At 67.3% G+C, this 15,605-nt stretch carries 16 protein-coding genes; 11 read left to right on the top strand and 5 right to left on the bottom strand.

The genetic code is table 11. The annotated features are described in order from the left end of the window. The first annotated feature begins 238 nt into the window (after positions 1–238). The 3 genes from PSm6_RS25765 to PSm6_RS25755 all read left to right on the top strand — a co-directional run bounded on the left by PSm6_RS25765 (position 239) and on the right by PSm6_RS25755 (position 2,568). Positions 239–802: a hypothetical protein gene (locus tag PSm6_RS25765; protein WP_265168632.1), complete on the top strand. Its 564-nt coding sequence runs from the start codon at positions 239–241 to the stop codon at positions 800–802. Continuing rightward, complete coding sequence (locus PSm6_RS25760; RefSeq protein ID WP_265168631.1) at positions 802–1,758, top strand: acyl-CoA desaturase; 957 nt, start codon at positions 802–804, stop codon at positions 1,756–1,758. Before PSm6_RS25765 ends, PSm6_RS25760 begins: the two co-directional genes overlap by 1 nt. A gap of 465 nt (positions 1,759–2,223) precedes the next feature. Continuing rightward, the gene (locus PSm6_RS25755) at positions 2,224–2,568 is read left to right on the top strand and encodes a hypothetical protein (RefSeq protein WP_265168630.1); all 345 of its coding nucleotides are present in this window, start codon (positions 2,224–2,226) and stop codon (positions 2,566–2,568) included. A 113-nt stretch (positions 2,569–2,681) separates the two neighbouring features. Here PSm6_RS25755 and PSm6_RS25750 read toward each other — a convergent pair whose 3' ends face one another. Beyond that, entirely contained in the window at positions 2,682–4,265 is a 1,584-nt protein-coding gene (locus PSm6_RS25750; protein ID WP_265168629.1) for a rhodanese-related sulfurtransferase, read from the bottom strand. Continuing rightward, positions 4,262–4,870 carry a cysteine dioxygenase family protein gene (locus PSm6_RS25745; protein WP_043246749.1) on the bottom strand — a complete coding sequence of 203 codons (609 nt, stop codon included), beginning with the start codon at positions 4,868–4,870 and terminating at the stop codon, positions 4,262–4,264. Before PSm6_RS25745 ends, PSm6_RS25750 begins: the two co-directional genes overlap by 4 nt. 107 nt (positions 4,871–4,977) lie before the next feature. On the opposite strand from PSm6_RS25745, the gene PSm6_RS25740 reads away from it, so the two are divergent. The 8 genes from PSm6_RS25740 to PSm6_RS25705 all read left to right on the top strand — a co-directional run bounded on the left by PSm6_RS25740 (position 4,978) and on the right by PSm6_RS25705 (position 12,921). Further along, positions 4,978–5,898 (top strand): LysR family transcriptional regulator, encoded by a 921-nt coding sequence (locus tag PSm6_RS25740; protein ID WP_043246748.1) that lies wholly within the window; start codon positions 4,978–4,980, stop codon positions 5,896–5,898. Positions 5,899–6,126: 228 nt separating this feature from the next. After that, positions 6,127–6,921: an ABC transporter permease subunit gene (locus tag PSm6_RS25735; RefSeq protein ID WP_371877159.1), complete on the top strand. Its 795-nt coding sequence runs from the start codon at positions 6,127–6,129 to the stop codon at positions 6,919–6,921. Between the two features lie 2 nt (positions 6,922–6,923). Further along, positions 6,924–7,685: an ABC transporter ATP-binding protein gene (locus PSm6_RS25730; protein WP_044402864.1), complete on the top strand. Its 762-nt coding sequence runs from the start codon at positions 6,924–6,926 to the stop codon at positions 7,683–7,685. Further along, positions 7,682–8,881: an acyl-CoA dehydrogenase family protein gene (locus PSm6_RS25725; protein ID WP_265168627.1), complete on the top strand. Its 1,200-nt coding sequence runs from the start codon at positions 7,682–7,684 to the stop codon at positions 8,879–8,881. The genes PSm6_RS25730 and PSm6_RS25725 overlap by 4 nt, the downstream gene beginning before the upstream one ends. Beyond that, positions 8,878–9,822 carry a D-isomer specific 2-hydroxyacid dehydrogenase family protein gene (locus tag PSm6_RS25720; RefSeq protein ID WP_265168625.1) on the top strand — a complete coding sequence of 315 codons (945 nt, stop codon included), beginning with the start codon at positions 8,878–8,880 and terminating at the stop codon, positions 9,820–9,822. The genes PSm6_RS25725 and PSm6_RS25720 overlap by 4 nt, the downstream gene beginning before the upstream one ends. Then, positions 9,819–10,682, top strand: coding sequence for a class II aldolase/adducin family protein (locus PSm6_RS25715; protein WP_265170573.1), 864 nt, complete (start codon positions 9,819–9,821; stop codon positions 10,680–10,682). The genes PSm6_RS25720 and PSm6_RS25715 overlap by 4 nt, the downstream gene beginning before the upstream one ends. A gap of 15 nt (positions 10,683–10,697) precedes the next feature. Continuing rightward, on the top strand, positions 10,698–11,651 hold the full coding sequence (locus PSm6_RS25710) for an ABC transporter substrate-binding protein (protein WP_265168623.1): 954 nt from the start codon (positions 10,698–10,700) through the stop codon (positions 11,649–11,651). 58 nt (positions 11,652–11,709) lie between these two features. Further along, positions 11,710–12,921 carry a dipeptidase gene (locus tag PSm6_RS25705; protein ID WP_265168621.1) on the top strand — a complete coding sequence of 404 codons (1,212 nt, stop codon included), beginning with the start codon at positions 11,710–11,712 and terminating at the stop codon, positions 12,919–12,921. A gap of 328 nt (positions 12,922–13,249) precedes the next feature. On the opposite strand, the gene PSm6_RS25700 is transcribed toward PSm6_RS25705, so the two are convergent. Genes PSm6_RS25700 through PSm6_RS25690 form a run of 3 tightly spaced genes read right to left on the bottom strand, consistent with a single transcriptional unit; the run spans position 13,250 to position 15,598 of the window. Continuing rightward, on the bottom strand, positions 13,250–14,407 hold the full coding sequence (locus PSm6_RS25700) for a glutathionylspermidine synthase family protein (protein WP_265168618.1): 1,158 nt from the start codon (positions 14,405–14,407) through the stop codon (positions 13,250–13,252). An 8-nt stretch (positions 14,408–14,415) separates the two neighbouring features. Beyond that, on the bottom strand, positions 14,416–15,147 hold the full coding sequence (locus PSm6_RS25695; RefSeq protein WP_021221886.1) for a DUF1190 domain-containing protein: 732 nt from the start codon (positions 15,145–15,147) through the stop codon (positions 14,416–14,418). A 25-nt stretch (positions 15,148–15,172) separates the two neighbouring features. Beyond that, positions 15,173–15,598 (bottom strand): DUF350 domain-containing protein, encoded by a 426-nt coding sequence (locus PSm6_RS25690; RefSeq protein ID WP_021221887.1) that lies wholly within the window; start codon positions 15,596–15,598, stop codon positions 15,173–15,175. Between the last annotated feature and the right edge of the window lie 7 nt (positions 15,599–15,605).

The raw sequence follows: 15,605 nt of genomic DNA, 5'->3' as shown, positions 1-15,605 counted from the left end.
AACGGGGCAGGCGATACGGCAAGGACTCACGTCGTAGAGCGCTTTGATCGAGTCGGCCCATGAAGCAGGTACCAGGCAGGTGCTTGCTTGAGCTTGCCGCCCAAATCGACGCTGAAATTTCTTCAGTCACCCAGTTGATCCATACGGGCGCCGCGTAAAGAATGGCGCAGCCGACGGCACAAGCTTCGTGCCCACGAAGCCCGCAACGACACGGCGAACCTGAAAGGAGTCAGGTGATATGGAAGTCGATCCGAATGCTTCGTTGAAAGAAGCCGTCGCACAGTTCTATACCTGCCATGGCTTCCCAATCGATGGCGGCGTCAGCGCCGAGCGCTGGTCACCCGTGGGCTGCCGCGACCTCAAGGTTTATCTGCCGAATTTCGAGTGGCGCCGTCGGGCGCTGCCGCTCCATGACATCCACCACGTCCTCACCGGCTATCCATTCCGGCCAACCGGCGAGTTCGAGATGGCTGCCTGGGAATTCGCCGCAGGCCGTTACCCCAACCCACTCAGCACACTGTTCTGCCTGCCGTTGGTGAGCATGGGGGCCTGTGTCGTACCCAGGCGCAGCTTCTCGGCGTTCGTGCGTGGCAAGTACAGCCGGACGCTGTACCAGGGGTACGCCTATCCGGAACTGCTTGAGAGGAGGGTGGCGGACGTCCGCGCCGAGATACTGCCTTCCGCTCCCGTAGCCGCGACGCCTCGGCATTACCTCGAATACCTGGCCCTGGTTGCCTGCTCGGCAAGCTTGATCGCGCTGCCCCTGCTGGGTATCGCCTTTGTCCTATCGGAGATCTTCTGATGTCCACTCACGCAGGTGCTGCCTCCGGCGCGTTCAAGGTCAACTCCCTGGTACTGGACAACGGGGCCAGCCCGCTGACGGGCACCATCGTCTGGGACACATGGCGGTCGCTCTGGAACAGCTTCATCTTCACCAGCGCCTTGGTGCTGGCACCGCTCTATTTCAGCTGGGGCGCGTTTCTGGTCTTCCTGCTGCTCAGTGCGGCAACTCTCTGCGCGGGGCACTCGGTGGGGTTCCACCGGCGGCTGATTCACCGCAGCTTCAAGTGCTCGAAGGCCACGGAACGCTTCCTCGTGTGGATGGGAACCATCGTCGGTATCGGCGGCCCGTTCTGGACCATCCGTACCCATGACACCCGCGATTGGTCCCAGCGGCAGCCGGCTTGCCACGACTACCTCGCCCACCGCCAGGGATTGCTCAAGGACGCCTGGTACAACCTGCACTGCAAGTTCGTGCTCGATCATCCGCCGGGCTTCAATCCGGGGCCGGAGATCGCCAACGATCGCTTCTACCAGTTCCTGGAAAAGACCTGGATGCTCCAGCAGCTTCCCATCGGCATCGCTCTTTACCTGATCGGTGGCATGCCGTGGCTGGTGTGGGGCGTGTCGGTCCGGGTGGCAGCCTGCACCACCATGCACTGGTTCATTTCCTACTTCGCTCACACCCGGGGCCCCCAGACCTGGGAGGTGGATGGCGCCGGCGTGCAGGCCCATGACGTGCCCATCGCCGCCATCCCCACCTTTGGCGAGAGCTGGCACAACAATCACCACGCATTCCCGGCTTCAGCGCGCCATGGGCTGTATCCCGGGCAGATCGACCTGGGCTGGCACTTCATCCAACTGCTCCAGCGTCTTGGTCTGGCCTGGGATGTGAATGTGCCGAGCAACCTGCCGCCTCGGGAGGGGATCACTGCACTGAAGGTGGGGGCTGAAGAGGTTATGTGTCGCAATGACTAGATGATCGGCAACAGGCCTGTGCAAAAACTAGAACTCAATCAACAGGAGAGCGGAACAAATTCCGCCACATACAAGTGCCCTCATGAAAGAAGAACCAAAGAATCCTGTGCTGGAAACCCCATGGCACAAGTCATCTTTTCTTTTCATTATCATTTTTTTCATTTCAATCAATGGGTACGGGCTCATTGCTCTAATCTCGCTGGTCATGGCTCTGTTGAATCTGAAACATGACAATTGGTACAGATTCCTATGGCCCTGGATTTTCGTCCTGATGTTCAGTTCTGCGGTTCTTGTAGGTTTTGCAACCCGAATCATCGCCGAGAACTACACATACGAGGCGTCAGAGTGATAAGTCTGCTTGGGAAGGCAAGAGAGAGTTGCTGGATGGCTATAGGCAGGCAAGGGGCGCGTCAGGGTAATGGGGAGTGACTCTATGCTGCAGCCGCCCACAAGGATGGGGTCTACATGACAGCCGGTGATGCATCCAAGCTAATCCGAGAGGCCGCGGCACGTTTTGCTGACGCGAATATTGTTTGGAGAAGAGCACGTATCGGATTGTTCGGATTTTGGGTTGGAGATGACCCACTAAAGGAAATGGAAACACCTTTGCAGCGGGCGCAGCTCTCTGAGGATGCTTGGGCGCAACTGCACAGTGACAGGCAAAATCCTTATACGTGCCTTGTCGAGTTCATGTCTCTTGGCGGGGTAGTTATCCGCTGGGAGCAACATATTCTGGATATTCAACTTCCCAGTGGGGAGAGGCTTGGTCTCCCCGAAGTCACGTTCAAGCAAGCAAAGCGCACTGTCTGATCGCGTTCAAAACGCTCAGTCCAATTACCGGCAACTTAGCTGAATCGTTAGCGTCAGATCGATCTGACGTGAGTGCCTGCTCCTGGCAGAGAGCAGGCACTCAGCATCCTCTCTCAAACCACAAAGAACCCACTCGTCCCATCCCGCCCCAACTGCTCCACCAACCCAAACTCCCAATCAAGGTAGGCCTGCATGGCCTCGCGCGGGTTGTCGGTGCCTTCGTACGGGCGGCGGTAGCGGTCGATGCGGGGTGACAGCAGGCCGTTTTCGCCGGCTTCCACCGGCAGGCCGGCGTCGGCCCAGGCGGTGTTGCCGCCGTCGAGCAGGAAGGCGGGTTTGCCGGTGAGGGCGGCGACTTCGTCCACGGCGAAGCGGGCCAGCAGGCCGCTGCCGCAGGTGAGTACGTAGCGTTCGGCCTTGGGGGCAGCGGCGAGGGCTTCACGCAGTTGGGCGCGCAGTACCCAGCGGGCGCCGGGGATGTGGCGTTTGACGTGGTTGGCGCTGGTGGTGAAGTCGAGCACTGCCGTGTCGCCTTGCTCCAGCCAGGTGGCCAGGGTCTGCGGGGCGATGGCTTCGACCTGGGGCAGGGCGGGCAGGGCGGGGCGCCAGGCGCCGCTTTCGCTGAAGTCCGACGCGGCGAGCCCGTCGAGCACATGCACCTCCCAACCCAGTTGCGCCAGCCAGGAGCCGGTCATGTTGGCGCGGGTGCCGTCGTCGTCGGCGAGGACGATGCGCGCGCCGCGCACGCTGGCGTAGTGGTCGGTCTCCTGCACCAGTTGTCCACCGGCGACCCAGCGCGCGCCGGGCAGGTGGCCGGCGCGGTATTCCTCTTCGGTGCGCACGTCGAACAGGTAGGTGGTGCGGCCGGCCTCGGCGCGACAGTCGTGCAGCTGTGTGAGGCCGGCGCGGCGCACACCGGCCTTGTCGGCCACGGCGCGGGCGTTCTGTGCGGCTTGTTCGTGGGTGGCCTGGCCGACCTCGGCGAAGCGCCGCTGCTGGCCATGCTCCAGCGTCTGCCCGGCGAGGGTCCAGCCGATGGTGCCGTTGCGCAGGGCGGCCACCGGGTTGGGGATGCCGGCGTTCACCAGGGATTGGGTGCCGATGATGCTGCGGGTGCGCCCGGCGCAGTTGACGATCACCTGGGTGGCTGGGTCCGGCGCCAGTTCGCGCACGCGCAGCACCAGTTCGGCGCCGGGCACGCTGATGGAGCCGGGGATGTTCATGGTCTGGTATTCGTCGAAGCGGCGGGCGTCGAGCACCACCACGTCGGCCTTGGCGTCCAGCAGCGCCTTCACCTCTTCGGCGGCGAGGGAGGGCGTGTGGCGCTGGCTTTCCACCAGTTCGCCGAAGGCCTTGCTGGGTACGTTGACGTCGCGGAACAACTCGCCGCCGGCCTCGCGCCAGCCGGCGAGGCCGCCTTCCAGCAGGGCCACGTTGCTGTAGCCCAGTTGCAGCAAGCGCTCGGCGGCGCGCTGGGCCAGGCCTTCGCCGTCGTCGTAGAGGGTCACGGCGGTGTCGCGGCGGGGTACGCGGTCGAGCACTTCCAGTTCGAGCTTGGACAGCGGGATATTGGCCGCGAACAGCGGGTGCGCCTCGGCGAAGGGGGCTTCCTCACGCAGGTCGATGAGGGCGACTTCCTCGGCGGCCAGGAGGGCGGAACGGATGGCGGCGAAACTGCGGCTGGGGATACGGCTCATGGTGCCAGGCTCTCTTTCGACAGGTCCCAGATATTGGGCAGGTGGAGGTTGGAATAACCGGAGATGAAGGGCTTCTCGACGCCGCCCTCGGCATAGACGGCGCGGCGCACCGCGCCGATGTTGGCGCCGTACACGTGGATGCTGATGGAGGTGCGGTTCTCGAAGGCGTTGCGCACCTGGTGGATGTCGCCCACCCGGGGCGACACGGCGACCACATCGCCGGGCTGCAGAGATTCCGCCGCGCCCTGGGGCCGCAGGCTGCCGTCGGCGTTGCGGGAGAAGCCCTGGCTGAGCTCGGCGCCGCGCAGCATGCCGATCAGCCCCCAGGTGCGGTGGTCGTGCACCGGGGTCGATTGGCCGGGCCCCCACACGAAGCTGACGATGGAGAAGGCCTGGCGCGAGTCGGCGTGCAGCAGGTACTGCTGGTAGCGCTCCGGGCTGGGCTGGGCGTAGGCGTCCGGCAGCCAGTCGTCGGTGCTCACCAGGTCGCGCAGCAGCGCGGCGCCCTGGTCGAGTATCCGTGGCTCGTCCGGTGCCTGGGCGAGGAGGTCGGCGAGGTCGACGATGAAGCCGCGTAGCCGTCCGAGGTTGGGCGTTTGAGACATGGTTCCCTCGATGTCCGTGAGTGCGCAGCGGTAACCGCTACCGTGCCGGGGCAAAAGATATTATTCTTCTTGCGTATTCTTCCAGCCATTTATTATGCGAATAAAGAATGAAGATAGATGATATCGATGCATTCGTGGCCGTCATCCGCAGCCAGTCGATCAGTCAGGCGGCGGAGTCCCTGCAGCTCACCCAGCCGGCCATCACCCGGCGCGTGCAGAACTTCGAGGAGGCCCTCGGCGTCAGCCTGCTGGACCGCAACACCAAGCCGCTGAAGCCCACACCCATGGGCATGCGCGTGTACGAGCAGTGCCGCTCGGTGCTGCGCGAGATGGACGCCCTGCGCGAACTGGTGCTGAGCGATTCCTCCCCCAGCGGCGCGCTGCGCCTGGGGGTGCCGCAGACCATCGGCGACGTGGTGCTGCTGGATGCCCTCAGCCAGCTCAAGGCCCTGTATCCGGACCTGCAGACCCAGGTCTCCACCGGCTGGGGCAGCCACCTGCTGGGCAAGATGGAGAACGGCGAGCTGGACGCCGTGGCGGCGTTGTTCCCGGCGGGCAAGGTGTTCCCCGAGGGCATCGTCGGGCGCTCCCTGGCGCGCATGGACCTGGTGGTGGTCGCGGCCAAGGGCGAGGTGCGCAAGCGCTCCTGCAAGCTTGCCGACTGCTACCAGCGCGGTTGGGTGCTGAACCCCGATGGCTGCGGCTTCCGCGCCGGCCTGCAACGCGCCCTGAGCGACGAGGGGCTGTCGCTGCGCATTAACCTGGAGACCTTCGGCACCGAGCTGCAACTGGGCCTGATCGCCAATGGCCTGGGCTTCGGCCTGGTACCGCGCCCGCTGCTGGAGAACAGCCGCCACCGCGAGCGCCTGGAAGTGGTGCCGGTGAGCGACTTCAAGCCGGTGATCGACCTGTGGCTGATCCACCCGCGCTTCCTCGGCAACCTGCAAGCGCCGGTGGGGCTGTTCGGCGAGACCGTGGCCCAGCGCGTGGCGCACCAGGCGGAGGAAGGGGCTGCGGCAGGCTCATAACCAAAGCATCTTGCATGTAACTGCATAGGTTAGATGCGCAATTTGTATATTAGATTAGAACCAGATCGAATTTCACTGCGGTTTTTTAGATGGATAGCATGTGGGTCAAGCCAGGCTGCAGCGGGCTCGATCCAATCTCCCGCCTGCGGCCCCCGACCATTGGAAAGGCCCTGAGCGAGGAGAAGGAATGTCCCGGCGAAGCAACGCCCTGGTGCCCCGGGCACCACACTGACGGCCCTGCTGGCGCCCCTGCGCTGGAAGGGCTGGAGCAACCTCGGCCTGCGCCTGGTCAGCCCGCTGGTGCTGCTCCTGCTCTGGGAGCTGGCCTCCCGCACGGGGTTGCTGCCGGCGCGCATCATCGCCGCACCCAGCGCCATCGGCGACACCCTCTGGCAGATGATCGCCAGCGGCGAGCTGGCCGGGCACCTCGGGGTGTCCCTCAAGCGCGCCCTCAGCGGGCTGGCCATAGGCGTGTCCCTCGGCACCGTGCTGGCCCTGCTGGCCGGCCTGTCGCGGCGCGGCGAGCTGATCATCGACTCCCCGGTGCAGATGCTGCGCACGCTGCCGTTCCTGGCCATCGTGCCGCTGTTCATCCTCTGGTTCGGCGTGGGTGAGACACCGAAGATCGCCCTGATCGCCCTCGGCACCACCTTCCCGGTCTACCTCACACTGTTCTCCGGCATCCGTGGCGTCGACCCCAAGCTGGTGGAGGCCGGGCGCATGTTCGGGCTCAGCCGCCTGGAGCTGGTGGCCCACGTCATCCTCCCCGGCGCCTTGCCGTCCTTCTTCGTCGGCCTGCGCTACGCCTTCGGCATCAGCTGGCTGGGCCTGGTGGTGGTGGAGCAGATCAACGCCAGCGCCGGTCTCGGCTACCTGGTCAACGACGCCCGCGACTTCATGCGCACCGACGTGATCGTCATCTGCCTCATTGTCTACAGCGTGCTGGGCCTGTCCATCGACGCCCTGGTGCGCCTGCTCGAACGCCTGGCCCTGGCCTGGCGCCCCACCTTCATAAGGAACTGATCATGGATGTTGCGCTGCAACGCCTGCGCCCGCCGGTGCGCGTGCGCGGGCTGACCCGTCGCTTCGCCGGCCAGGCCGTGCTCGACGGCCTCGACCTGGAGCTGGGTGCCGGCGAATTCGTCGCCCTGCTGGGGCGCAGCGGCTCGGGCAAGACCACCCTGCTGCGCGCCCTGGCCGGGCTGGACGCGGTGGACGGCGGCACGCTGGAAGTGCCCGAGGCCCACGCGGCGGTGTTCCAGGAACCCCGGCTGATGCCCTGGAAGCGCGCCTGGCGCAACGTCGCCCTCGGCCTGCGCGGCGCCAACCCGCAGACCCGCGCCCTGGCCGCCTTGCAGGAAGTGGGGCTGGGCCATCGCCTCGACGCCTGGCCCGGCACCCTGTCCGGCGGCGAGGCGCAGCGCGTGGCACTGGCCCGCGCCCTGGTGCGCGAGCCGGAGTTGCTGCTGCTGGACGAGCCCTTCGCCGCGCTGGATGCCCTGACCCGCATCCGCATGCACCAGCTGATCATCGAGCTGTGGCGCACCCACCAGCCCTCGGTGCTGCTGGTCACCCACGACGTCGACGAGGCGGTGCTGCTGGCCGATCGCGTCGTCGTGCTGGAGGCCGGGCGCATCGCCGAGCAGATCCCCGTACGCCTGCCGCGTCCACGGGAGGTGGCCAGCCGCGGCTTCCAGGAGCTGCGCCAGCACCTGCTCACCCTGCTCGGCGTCGAAGCGCCGGCCAGCCCCTTCGTCCACACCCTCGCACGGACCGCCCAACGATGAGCCTCGACCTGAAAACCGCCAAGGAGACGGCCTGCGTGCCCGACCTCGACTCCCCGGCCTTCGCCGACCTGCTGGCCCAGCTCAGCGACGAGTTCGCCGCCAGCGCCGCCCATTACGACCGCCACGGCGAATTCCCCCACGCCAACCTGCGCCGGCTGCACGAACACGGCCTCATCGCCCTCACCGTGCCGCGCCGCCTCGGCGGCAGCGAGGCCAGCCTGGCCCAGGCGCGTCGGGTGATCGCTGCCGTGGCGCGGGGCGAGCCGTCCACCGCCCTGGTGCTGGTGATGCAGTACCTGCAGCACGCGCGCCTGCAGAACAACAAGGCCTGGCCCGAGCACCTGCGCCTGCAACTGGCCCGCGAGGCGGTGGAAGAGGGCGCGCTGATCAATGCCCTGCGCGTGGAACCGGACCTGGGTACCCCCGCCCGTGGCGGCCTGCCCGGCACCATCGCCCGGCGTGTGCCCGAGGGCTGGCGCATCAGCGGGAGGAAGATCTACTCCACCGGCATCCCCGGGCTCACCTGGTTGTCGGTCTGGGCGCGCAGCGACGAGGCCGAGCCCCGCGTCGGCACCTGGCTGGTGCACCGCGACACGCCGGGTATCCGCATCGAGGAAACCTGGGACCACCTGGGCATGCGCGCCACCTGCAGCCACGACGTGGTCTTCGACGACGTTCTGGTGCCCGACGAATACGCCGTGGACATCCTCCCCGCCAGCCAGCCGCGCCCTTCGGAACTGGACTCCAGCGGCGTGCTCTGGCTCGCGGTGCTGCTCTCCAGCATCTACGACGGCGTCGCCCGTGCGGCCCGTGACTGGCTGGTGGGCTGGCTGGCCGAACGCACCCCGGCCAACCTCGGCGCACCGCTTTCCAGCCTGCCACGCTTCCAGGAACTGGTGGGGCGTATCGACGCGTTGCTGCTCTCCAACCGCGTGCTGCTCGACGCCGCTGCCGAAGGCCGCATCCCCGCCAGCGAGGCCACTCAGGTCAAGTACCTGGTCACCACCCAAGCCATCGCCGCCGTGGAACTGGGCGTGGAAGCCATCGGCAACCCGGCCCTGGCGCGGGGCAACCCGCTGGAGCGGCACTACCGCGATGTGCTTTGCAGCCGCATCCACACCCCACAGAACGACGCCGTGCTCGGTGCCGCCGGGCGCGCCGCCTTCGCCTTGCCCAGCCGTGGAGGCCAGGCATGACCGCAGCGCGTATCGCCAGCCAGCTGGATGCCGGCTTCAACGCGCTGCTGCGTGAGCGCCTGCCGGGCGTGGAGGTGCTGGACCTGCCCCGTGGCCTGCCGCGCGCGCTGCCGGCCGGTGTGCAGGCCCTGCTCGCCGCGCCGCACCCGGCCTTGCGCGACGCCGCCGAGCCGCCGCCCGGCTGGCCCTTCGGCCTGGGCTTCGTGCAACTGGTGAGTTCGGGGCTGGATTTCTTCCCCCGCTGGCTGCTCGACGGCCCGCCGGTGGCCAGCGCCCGGGGCGCCACGGCCAGCAGCATCGCCGAGTTCGCCCTGGCGGCCATCTTCGCCGCCGCCAAGCAATTGCCCGAGCTGTGGATCGACCACGCCGGGGCCTGGCAGCAACGCCCACTGGCGTCGCTCGCCGGCAGCACCCTCGGCCTCTACGGTTTCGGCAGCATCGCCCGCGAGCTGGCGCGCAAGGCCCGTGCGCTGGACATGCAGGTGCTCGCCCTGCGGCGCTCGGCGCAGCCCTTCGGCATGGACGGCGTGCAGCGCGCCGCCGACATCCACGAGCTGTTCGCCCGCGCCGACCACCTGGTGCTGGCCGCGCCGGCCACCGCCGAGACGCAACAGGTGGTGAACCGCGAAACCCTGGCCTCGGCGCGCCCCGGGCTGCACCTGATCAACGTCGCGCGTGGCTCCCTGGTGGACCAGGCCGCGCTGCTCCAGGCCCTGGACGAAGGGCGTCTGGCGCTCGCCAGCCTCGACGTCACCGAGCCCGAGCCGCTGCCGGCCGGGCACCCGTTCTACAGCCATCCCCGTGTACGGCTGAGCCCCCACACCTCGGCCAACACGCCGCAGGTGTACCGCAACCTCGCCGCGCTCTTGGCGCGCAACCTCGAACGTTTCCAGAGCGGACAACCGCTGGAAAACCTGGTGCAAGCCGGGCGTGGCTACTGAGCCGCCGGCCCTTCAAGGAGAAACCGCATGACCGCCAGGCTGACCGGACTCACCGGCACCCCACCACCCACGGCCTACTCGCTGCCCCGCGACGGCCACACCGTGTTCCGCTGGCAGGAGCCCCCCAGCAACCCACGATCGAGGCCGAACGCCTGCTGCGCAAGCAGCGCCTGGCCGGTTCCTTCCGCCTGTTCGCCCGCCACGGTTTCGACATGGGCGGTGCCGGGCACATCACCGTGCGCGACCCGGAGTTTCCCGATCATTTCTGGGTCAACCCGGTGGGCGTGTACTTCGGCCATATCCGCGTCTCCGACCTGCTGCTGGTCAACCCCCACGGGGAAATCGTCGAAGGGCAGGGCGCGCTCAACCTCGCCGCCTTCGCCATCCATGCCGCGCTGCACGAGGCCCGGCCGGACGTGGTCGCCGCCGCCCATGCCCATTCGCTCTATGGCAAGGCCTGGTCCAGCCTCGGGCGCCTGCTCGACCCACTGACCCAGGACGCCTGCGCCTTCCACGGCAAGCACGCGCTGTTCGACAACTTCACCGGCGTGGTGCTGGAAGCCAGCGAGGGCGCGCGCATTGCCGCCACCCTGGGGCCGAGCAACGTCGCGCTGATCCTGCAGAACCACGGCCTGCTCACCGTCGGCCGCACGGTGGAAGCGGCGGTGTGGCGCTTCATCGCCCTGGACAACGCCGCCCACGCCCAGCTGCTGGCCGAGGCCGCCGGCACGCCGCGCCCCATCCCGCCGGAGGTGGCGCAGCACACCGCGCGCCAGGTGGGCACCGAATTCGGCGGCTGGTTCAGCTTCCAGCCGTACTGGGACCGCCTGTTGCGCGACGAGCCCGACTTCCTCGACTGATTGCAAGGAGCACTCATGAACCGCCGTCACTTCCTCCAGTATTCCGCCCTGGCCGGGCTCGCCTGCACGCTGCCCACGGCCTTCGCCCGGGACTGGAACGGCCTGGGCCTCAACGTGGCCACCTACAAGGGCGCGGCGCCCACCTTCTTCGACGAGGCGGGCATCGAACGTCCGCCCTACGCGGTGAAGTACGCCGAGTTCAACGGCGGCAACCTCGGCTTCGAAGCGCTGATCAGCGGCACCCTGGACCTGGCGCCCATGAGCGAGATCCCACCCATCTTCGGCATCAAGAACCAGGCGCCGGTGAAGCTCATCGCCGTGCTCACCGGCGACGTCAACAACCAGGCCTTCGTGGTGCCCAAGGGCTCGACCATGCAGTCCCTGGCGGAGCTACCGGGCAAGCGCGTGGGCTACATCCGCTCCACCTCCTCGCACTACATGCTGCTGCGCGCGCTCAAGGAGCAGGGCCTGACCCTGGGCGACATCCAGCCCTTCGCCCTGACGCCCCAGGACGGTTTCGCCGCCTTCCAGAACGGCAACCTGGATGTCTGGGTGACCTTCGGCTACTTCATCCAGCTCGCCGAGCTGCGCAGCGGTGCGCGGGTGCTGCGCACGGGGCAGGGCTACCTCTCCGGCAACTACGTGATCGCCGCCAACCAGCGCGCCATCGCCGACCCGGACAAGCGCGCCGCCATCGAGGACTACGTCCAGCGCGAATACCGCAGCTGGCAATGGGTGCAGCACAACCCGGAAGCCTGGGCGACCAAGAGCGAGAAGATCCTCGGCATCCCCCGCGAGGTCTTCCTCGCCCAGTACAAGGCGCAAAGCGGGCCGCGCGTGCTGCAGGCGGTGGACGATGCGGCCGTGCGCTCGCAGCAGGAGGTGGCCGACACCTTCTTCGAAGCTGGCGTGCTGCCGCAGCGGCTGGACGTGGCGCCGTTGTGGGACCGGAGCTTCAGCTGGGGTTGAGCCGCTGCAACACGCCGGGTTTCACCCGACCTACAAGAACTGCCAAGGACCTGGCTCCATGCCCTTCAAACCCTCACTGTTCGCTCTGGCGCTGCTCACCGGCAGCAGCGCCCAGGCCGCTGATGTACTGGCCGATGTCCGTGCGCTGCACGAGCGGCTGCTGGTACTCGACAGCCACCTCGACACGCCCATGCAACTGGCGCGGCCCGGCTGGGATATCAGCCAGCGCCACCGCTACGCCGACGACCTGTCCCAGGTCGACCTGCCGCGCATGCGCGAGGGTGGGCTGGATGGCGGCTTCTTCGCCGTGTTCACGCCCCAGGGCCCGCGCACGGCGGAGGGGCGCACCCTGGCCAGCGAGCACGGCCTGGCGGTGATCACCCGCATCCGCGATATGGTCGCTGCGCGACCCGGTGAGTTCGCCCTGGCCACGCGGGCGGAGGAGGTGCCCGCCATCGTCGCCTCGGGCCGCCGCGTGGTGCTGATCAGCATGGAAAACGCCGAGCCCCTGGCGGCCGACCCCGGCCGCCTGGCCACTTACCGGCGCCTGGGGCTGCGCATGCTCGGCCTGGTGCACGCGCAGAACAACGCATTCGCCGATTCGGCCACCGCGCTGCCGGAATGGCACGGCCTCAGCCCGGCGGGGCGCGAACTGGTGGGGGAGGCCAATCGGCTGGGGATTCTCATCGATGTATCCCATGCCTCCGATGCGGTGTTCGACCAGGTGCTGCTGCTGTCCCGCGCCCCGGTCATCGCCTCCCACTCCGGCGCTCGGGCCATCGGCCCGCACCCGCGCAACCTCGATGACGCGCGCCTGCGCAGGCTCGCGGAAAAGGGCGGGGTGGTGCAGGTCAACAGCTTCCCCAGCGATCTCGTGCCACGTGCGCCCAACCCGGAGCGGGACAAGGCCCTGGGCCCGCTGTACCGCGAGTTCCGCCTGGCCGCCAGCCTCTCCCCGGAGCAGGTGGCCGACCTCGCCCGGCGCATCCGCGAAACCGAAGCCCGCTACCCGCTGCCACCCACCCGCCTGGACGACTTCATGGCTCACCTGCTGCACATACTCGAGGTGGTCGGCCCGCAACACGTCGGCATCGGCGCCGACTGGGACGGAGGCGGCGGCGTGGAAGGCCTGCGCGACGTCAGCGACCTGCCACGCATCAGCCAGCGCCTGCTCGCCGCCGGTTACAGCGAGCAGGACCTCGCTGCCATCTGGGGTGGAAATCTATTGCGAGTGCTCGGCGCAGCCGAGGCCGCCGGAACCGCTCCGTAGGATGGGTAGAGCTCCGCGAAACCCATGCTGCTGCCGTTATTGATGGGTTTCGCTGCGCTCTACGCCATCCTACGGGTGCCCTCAAGGCGGCCGGTGACGAGACGGTAGCCCGGGCTTCAGCCCGTAGGTTGGTGCCGAGCGCAGCGAGGCCCAACGGTGTGATGCTGGGCCTGGTCATGTTGGGCTTCGTACCTCAGTCCAACCTACGGTGAGTGCCTCGGCGCTGGCTTCGTAGGATGGGTAGAGGTACGAAACCCATGCTGACGTCGCTGATGGGTTTCGCTTCGCTCTACGCCATCCTACGAGGGAGCGCGCCAGCCTCGGCAACTCAATCCATCACCACGTGGGGCAGGAAGCGGCTGGTGTCCTTGGTGATCAGGCTGTCGTCCTCGCGGATGCCCATGCCGGAGGCGGTGTCGCCCACGATCCAGGAGCCGATCAGGGTGTAGCTGTCGCCGAAGCGGGGCAGGGGAGAGAACTGCTGGAGGATGTAGGGGGCATCGGTGTAGGGGCCGTCCTGCACCACCACTTCGTCCTGCGGGGTGCGGATCTCGATGTTGGCGCCCTCGCGGGAGAAGAAGGGTTTGCGCACCCAGCCCTTGGGTACCGGCGCGCGCGGGTCGTCGTCCACTTGCGAGGGCAGCAGGTTGGGGTGGCCTTCGTTGAATTTCCACAGCAGCGGCAGGATGCCCTTGTTGCTGATGATCGACTTCCAGGCCGGCTCGACGAACTGGGTGTCGCACCCCGGCACGGCCTTGCCGAAGGCTTCGCTGAAGATGTGCTCCCAGGCGTGCAGCTTGAACAGGCGGGGAATCCACTGCCCCTGCAGGTCGACGAAGCGCCCGTCGCCGGTGAGGCCGATGTCCTCGATGTCGATGTGCCGCGCGTCGATGCCGGCCAGGCGCGCCATCTGCGCGAGGAAGTCGGTGGTGCCCCGGTCTTCCACCGAGCCGGAGATGGCGGAAAAGTGGAAGGGGATTTCCTTGCCGAAGGTGCCGAACGCGCGGATCAGGTCCTCGGCCAGGGTGTTGAACTGGTCGGCCTCGGCGGGCAGCACGCCACGGCGTATCTGGTCTTCCAGCCAGAGCAACTGCACCGAGGCGCATTCGAGCAGGGAGGTGGGCGTGTCGGCGTTGATCTCCAGCAGCTTGGCCGGGTCCGTGCCGTCGTAGCTGAAGTCCATGCGGCCGTAGAGGTGCGGGTGCCCCTCCCGCCAGGAGGTGCGGATCAGATCGAAGAACGCCGGCGGTATCGCCAGGCCGGTGAGCAGCTCCTCGCTCGCCACCACGCGCTCGATCACGTCGAGGCACATCTCGTGCAGCTCGCGGGTGGGTTGTTCGATATCACGGGTCACCTGCTCACGGGTGAACAGGTAGTAGCCGCGCTCGTCCCAGTAGCGTTCGCCGTCGATGGTGTGGAACAGGAAGCCTTCACCCTCGACCTGTGCCTGCCAGCCCGGGCGTTCTTCGATGCTGATCTTCTTCATGAGCGGTGTTAGCCCCCGAATCCCGAGCCGCCGGTCTTGCCACCCCAGCCGCCGCGGGCGTTGGCCTGGGAGCCGAAACCGCCGCGGGAGATGGTGGAGGCCACCGCCGAGCCGCTGGTGCTCGCTTTGCTGCTCAGGCTCTTGCCCAGGGTCTGCTGGGTGTAGGTCGAGGTCGGGCTGTTGCGGGCCTGGTTGGAGCGGCTGAAGGTCTTGCCCTGTTCGATCTGCCGGGACAGCGTGGAGGTGCTGTAGCTACCCCGGGCATCGCGGTAGCGGTAGATCGGCTGGGAATAGTAGTGGTTGCCGCCGTTGCCCATCATCTGGCCGATGAGGATGCCGGTGACCAGGCCGTTGTCGCTATGGCCGGTGCTCTGCACCACCTGCTGCTCGGCCTGTTCATAGGTGCTGCGGGACACTTCGTTGGTCATCGACAGCTCGAAGCCCCCCAGGCGCGGCATGAACTGGCCGTTGGAGGTGGGCTGGCAGTAGTCGGGCACGAAGTCGGCGTCGCAGGCGGCCTGGCTGTCATAGGTCGGGGCGATCTGCTTGTGGTCGGCCATGGCGGTCATGTACGCGTCCGAGCAGACGTCGACGGGGAACTTGTCGGCGACGCAGGCCTGTACGTTCTTGAACGTCTTGGTCGCGGTGATCTGCATGGTGTCCTGCGGGTCGTTGCACCCCGCCAACGCCAGCGGCAGGGTGCCGGCGAGCACCAGCTGGATGGAATTGCGCTTTCTCATAAAGGTCTCCTTGCGCTGCCGGTGATCAGGTCGAAGGGGTCATGCAGGCGGAGTTGAGCAGGCCGATGCTGATGGCCACGGCGCCGGAGTAGATGGCGGCGGCATGTTCGCCACGGGCGATGCGGCCGGGCAGGTCCTTGAGCACCAGGCTGGTGACGAAGAACGCCAGCAGCTGGACGATGGCGGCGATCACCACCCAGACCACGAAATCGAGGACGCTGACGCTGTAGGTGATGATGTTGCTGGCCGGCAGGGCGAAGCCGATCAGCGAGCCCGCCAGGGCGATGGCGGCCGCGCTGTTGCCTTCGCGGATGAGGGCGAACTCGCGGTGCGGGGTGACGCGGGTGTAGATGAACTGGAACAGGGCGAACAGCGCCGCTGCGACCAGGATGTAGATGACGAAGCCGATGACGGCGGTGGAGTTGAGCGACATGCGGAGCGCGTCGAGCATGGTGGAT

The organism is Pseudomonas solani (genome assembly GCF_026072635.1).
Classification (GTDB): Bacteria; Pseudomonadota; Gammaproteobacteria; order Pseudomonadales; family Pseudomonadaceae; genus Metapseudomonas; species Metapseudomonas solani.
The sequence above is the reverse complement of the archived record's forward strand: the minus strand, read 5'-3'. Positions and strand labels throughout refer to the sequence as shown.

Coding starts and splice junctions, on each gene's coding strand:
- PSm6_RS25710 (WP_265168623.1), top strand. CDS start 10,698: ATGAACCGCCGTCACTTCCTCCAGTATTCCGCCCTGGCCGGGCTCGCC.
- PSm6_RS25700 (WP_265168618.1), bottom strand. CDS start 14,407: ATGAAGAAGATCAGCATCGAAGAACGCCCGGGCTGGCAGGCACAGGTC.
- PSm6_RS25720 (WP_265168625.1), top strand. CDS start 8,878: ATGACCGCAGCGCGTATCGCCAGCCAGCTGGATGCCGGCTTCAACGCG.
- PSm6_RS25745 (WP_043246749.1), bottom strand. CDS start 4,870: ATGTCTCAAACGCCCAACCTCGGACGGCTACGCGGCTTCATCGTCGAC.
- PSm6_RS25750 (WP_265168629.1), bottom strand. CDS start 4,265: ATGAGCCGTATCCCCAGCCGCAGTTTCGCCGCCATCCGTTCCGCCCTC.
- PSm6_RS25755 (WP_265168630.1), top strand. CDS start 2,224: ATGACAGCCGGTGATGCATCCAAGCTAATCCGAGAGGCCGCGGCACGT.
- PSm6_RS25765 (WP_265168632.1), top strand. CDS start 239: ATGGAAGTCGATCCGAATGCTTCGTTGAAAGAAGCCGTCGCACAGTTC.
- PSm6_RS25690 (WP_021221887.1), bottom strand. CDS start 15,598: ATGCTCGACGCGCTCCGCATGTCGCTCAACTCCACCGCCGTCATCGGC.
- PSm6_RS25695 (WP_021221886.1), bottom strand. CDS start 15,147: ATGAGAAAGCGCAATTCCATCCAGCTGGTGCTCGCCGGCACCCTGCCG.
- PSm6_RS25725 (WP_265168627.1), top strand. CDS start 7,682: ATGAGCCTCGACCTGAAAACCGCCAAGGAGACGGCCTGCGTGCCCGAC.
- PSm6_RS25740 (WP_043246748.1), top strand. CDS start 4,978: ATGAAGATAGATGATATCGATGCATTCGTGGCCGTCATCCGCAGCCAG.
- PSm6_RS25705 (WP_265168621.1), top strand. CDS start 11,710: ATGCCCTTCAAACCCTCACTGTTCGCTCTGGCGCTGCTCACCGGCAGC.
- PSm6_RS25760 (WP_265168631.1), top strand. CDS start 802: ATGTCCACTCACGCAGGTGCTGCCTCCGGCGCGTTCAAGGTCAACTCC.
- PSm6_RS25730 (WP_044402864.1), top strand. CDS start 6,924: ATGGATGTTGCGCTGCAACGCCTGCGCCCGCCGGTGCGCGTGCGCGGG.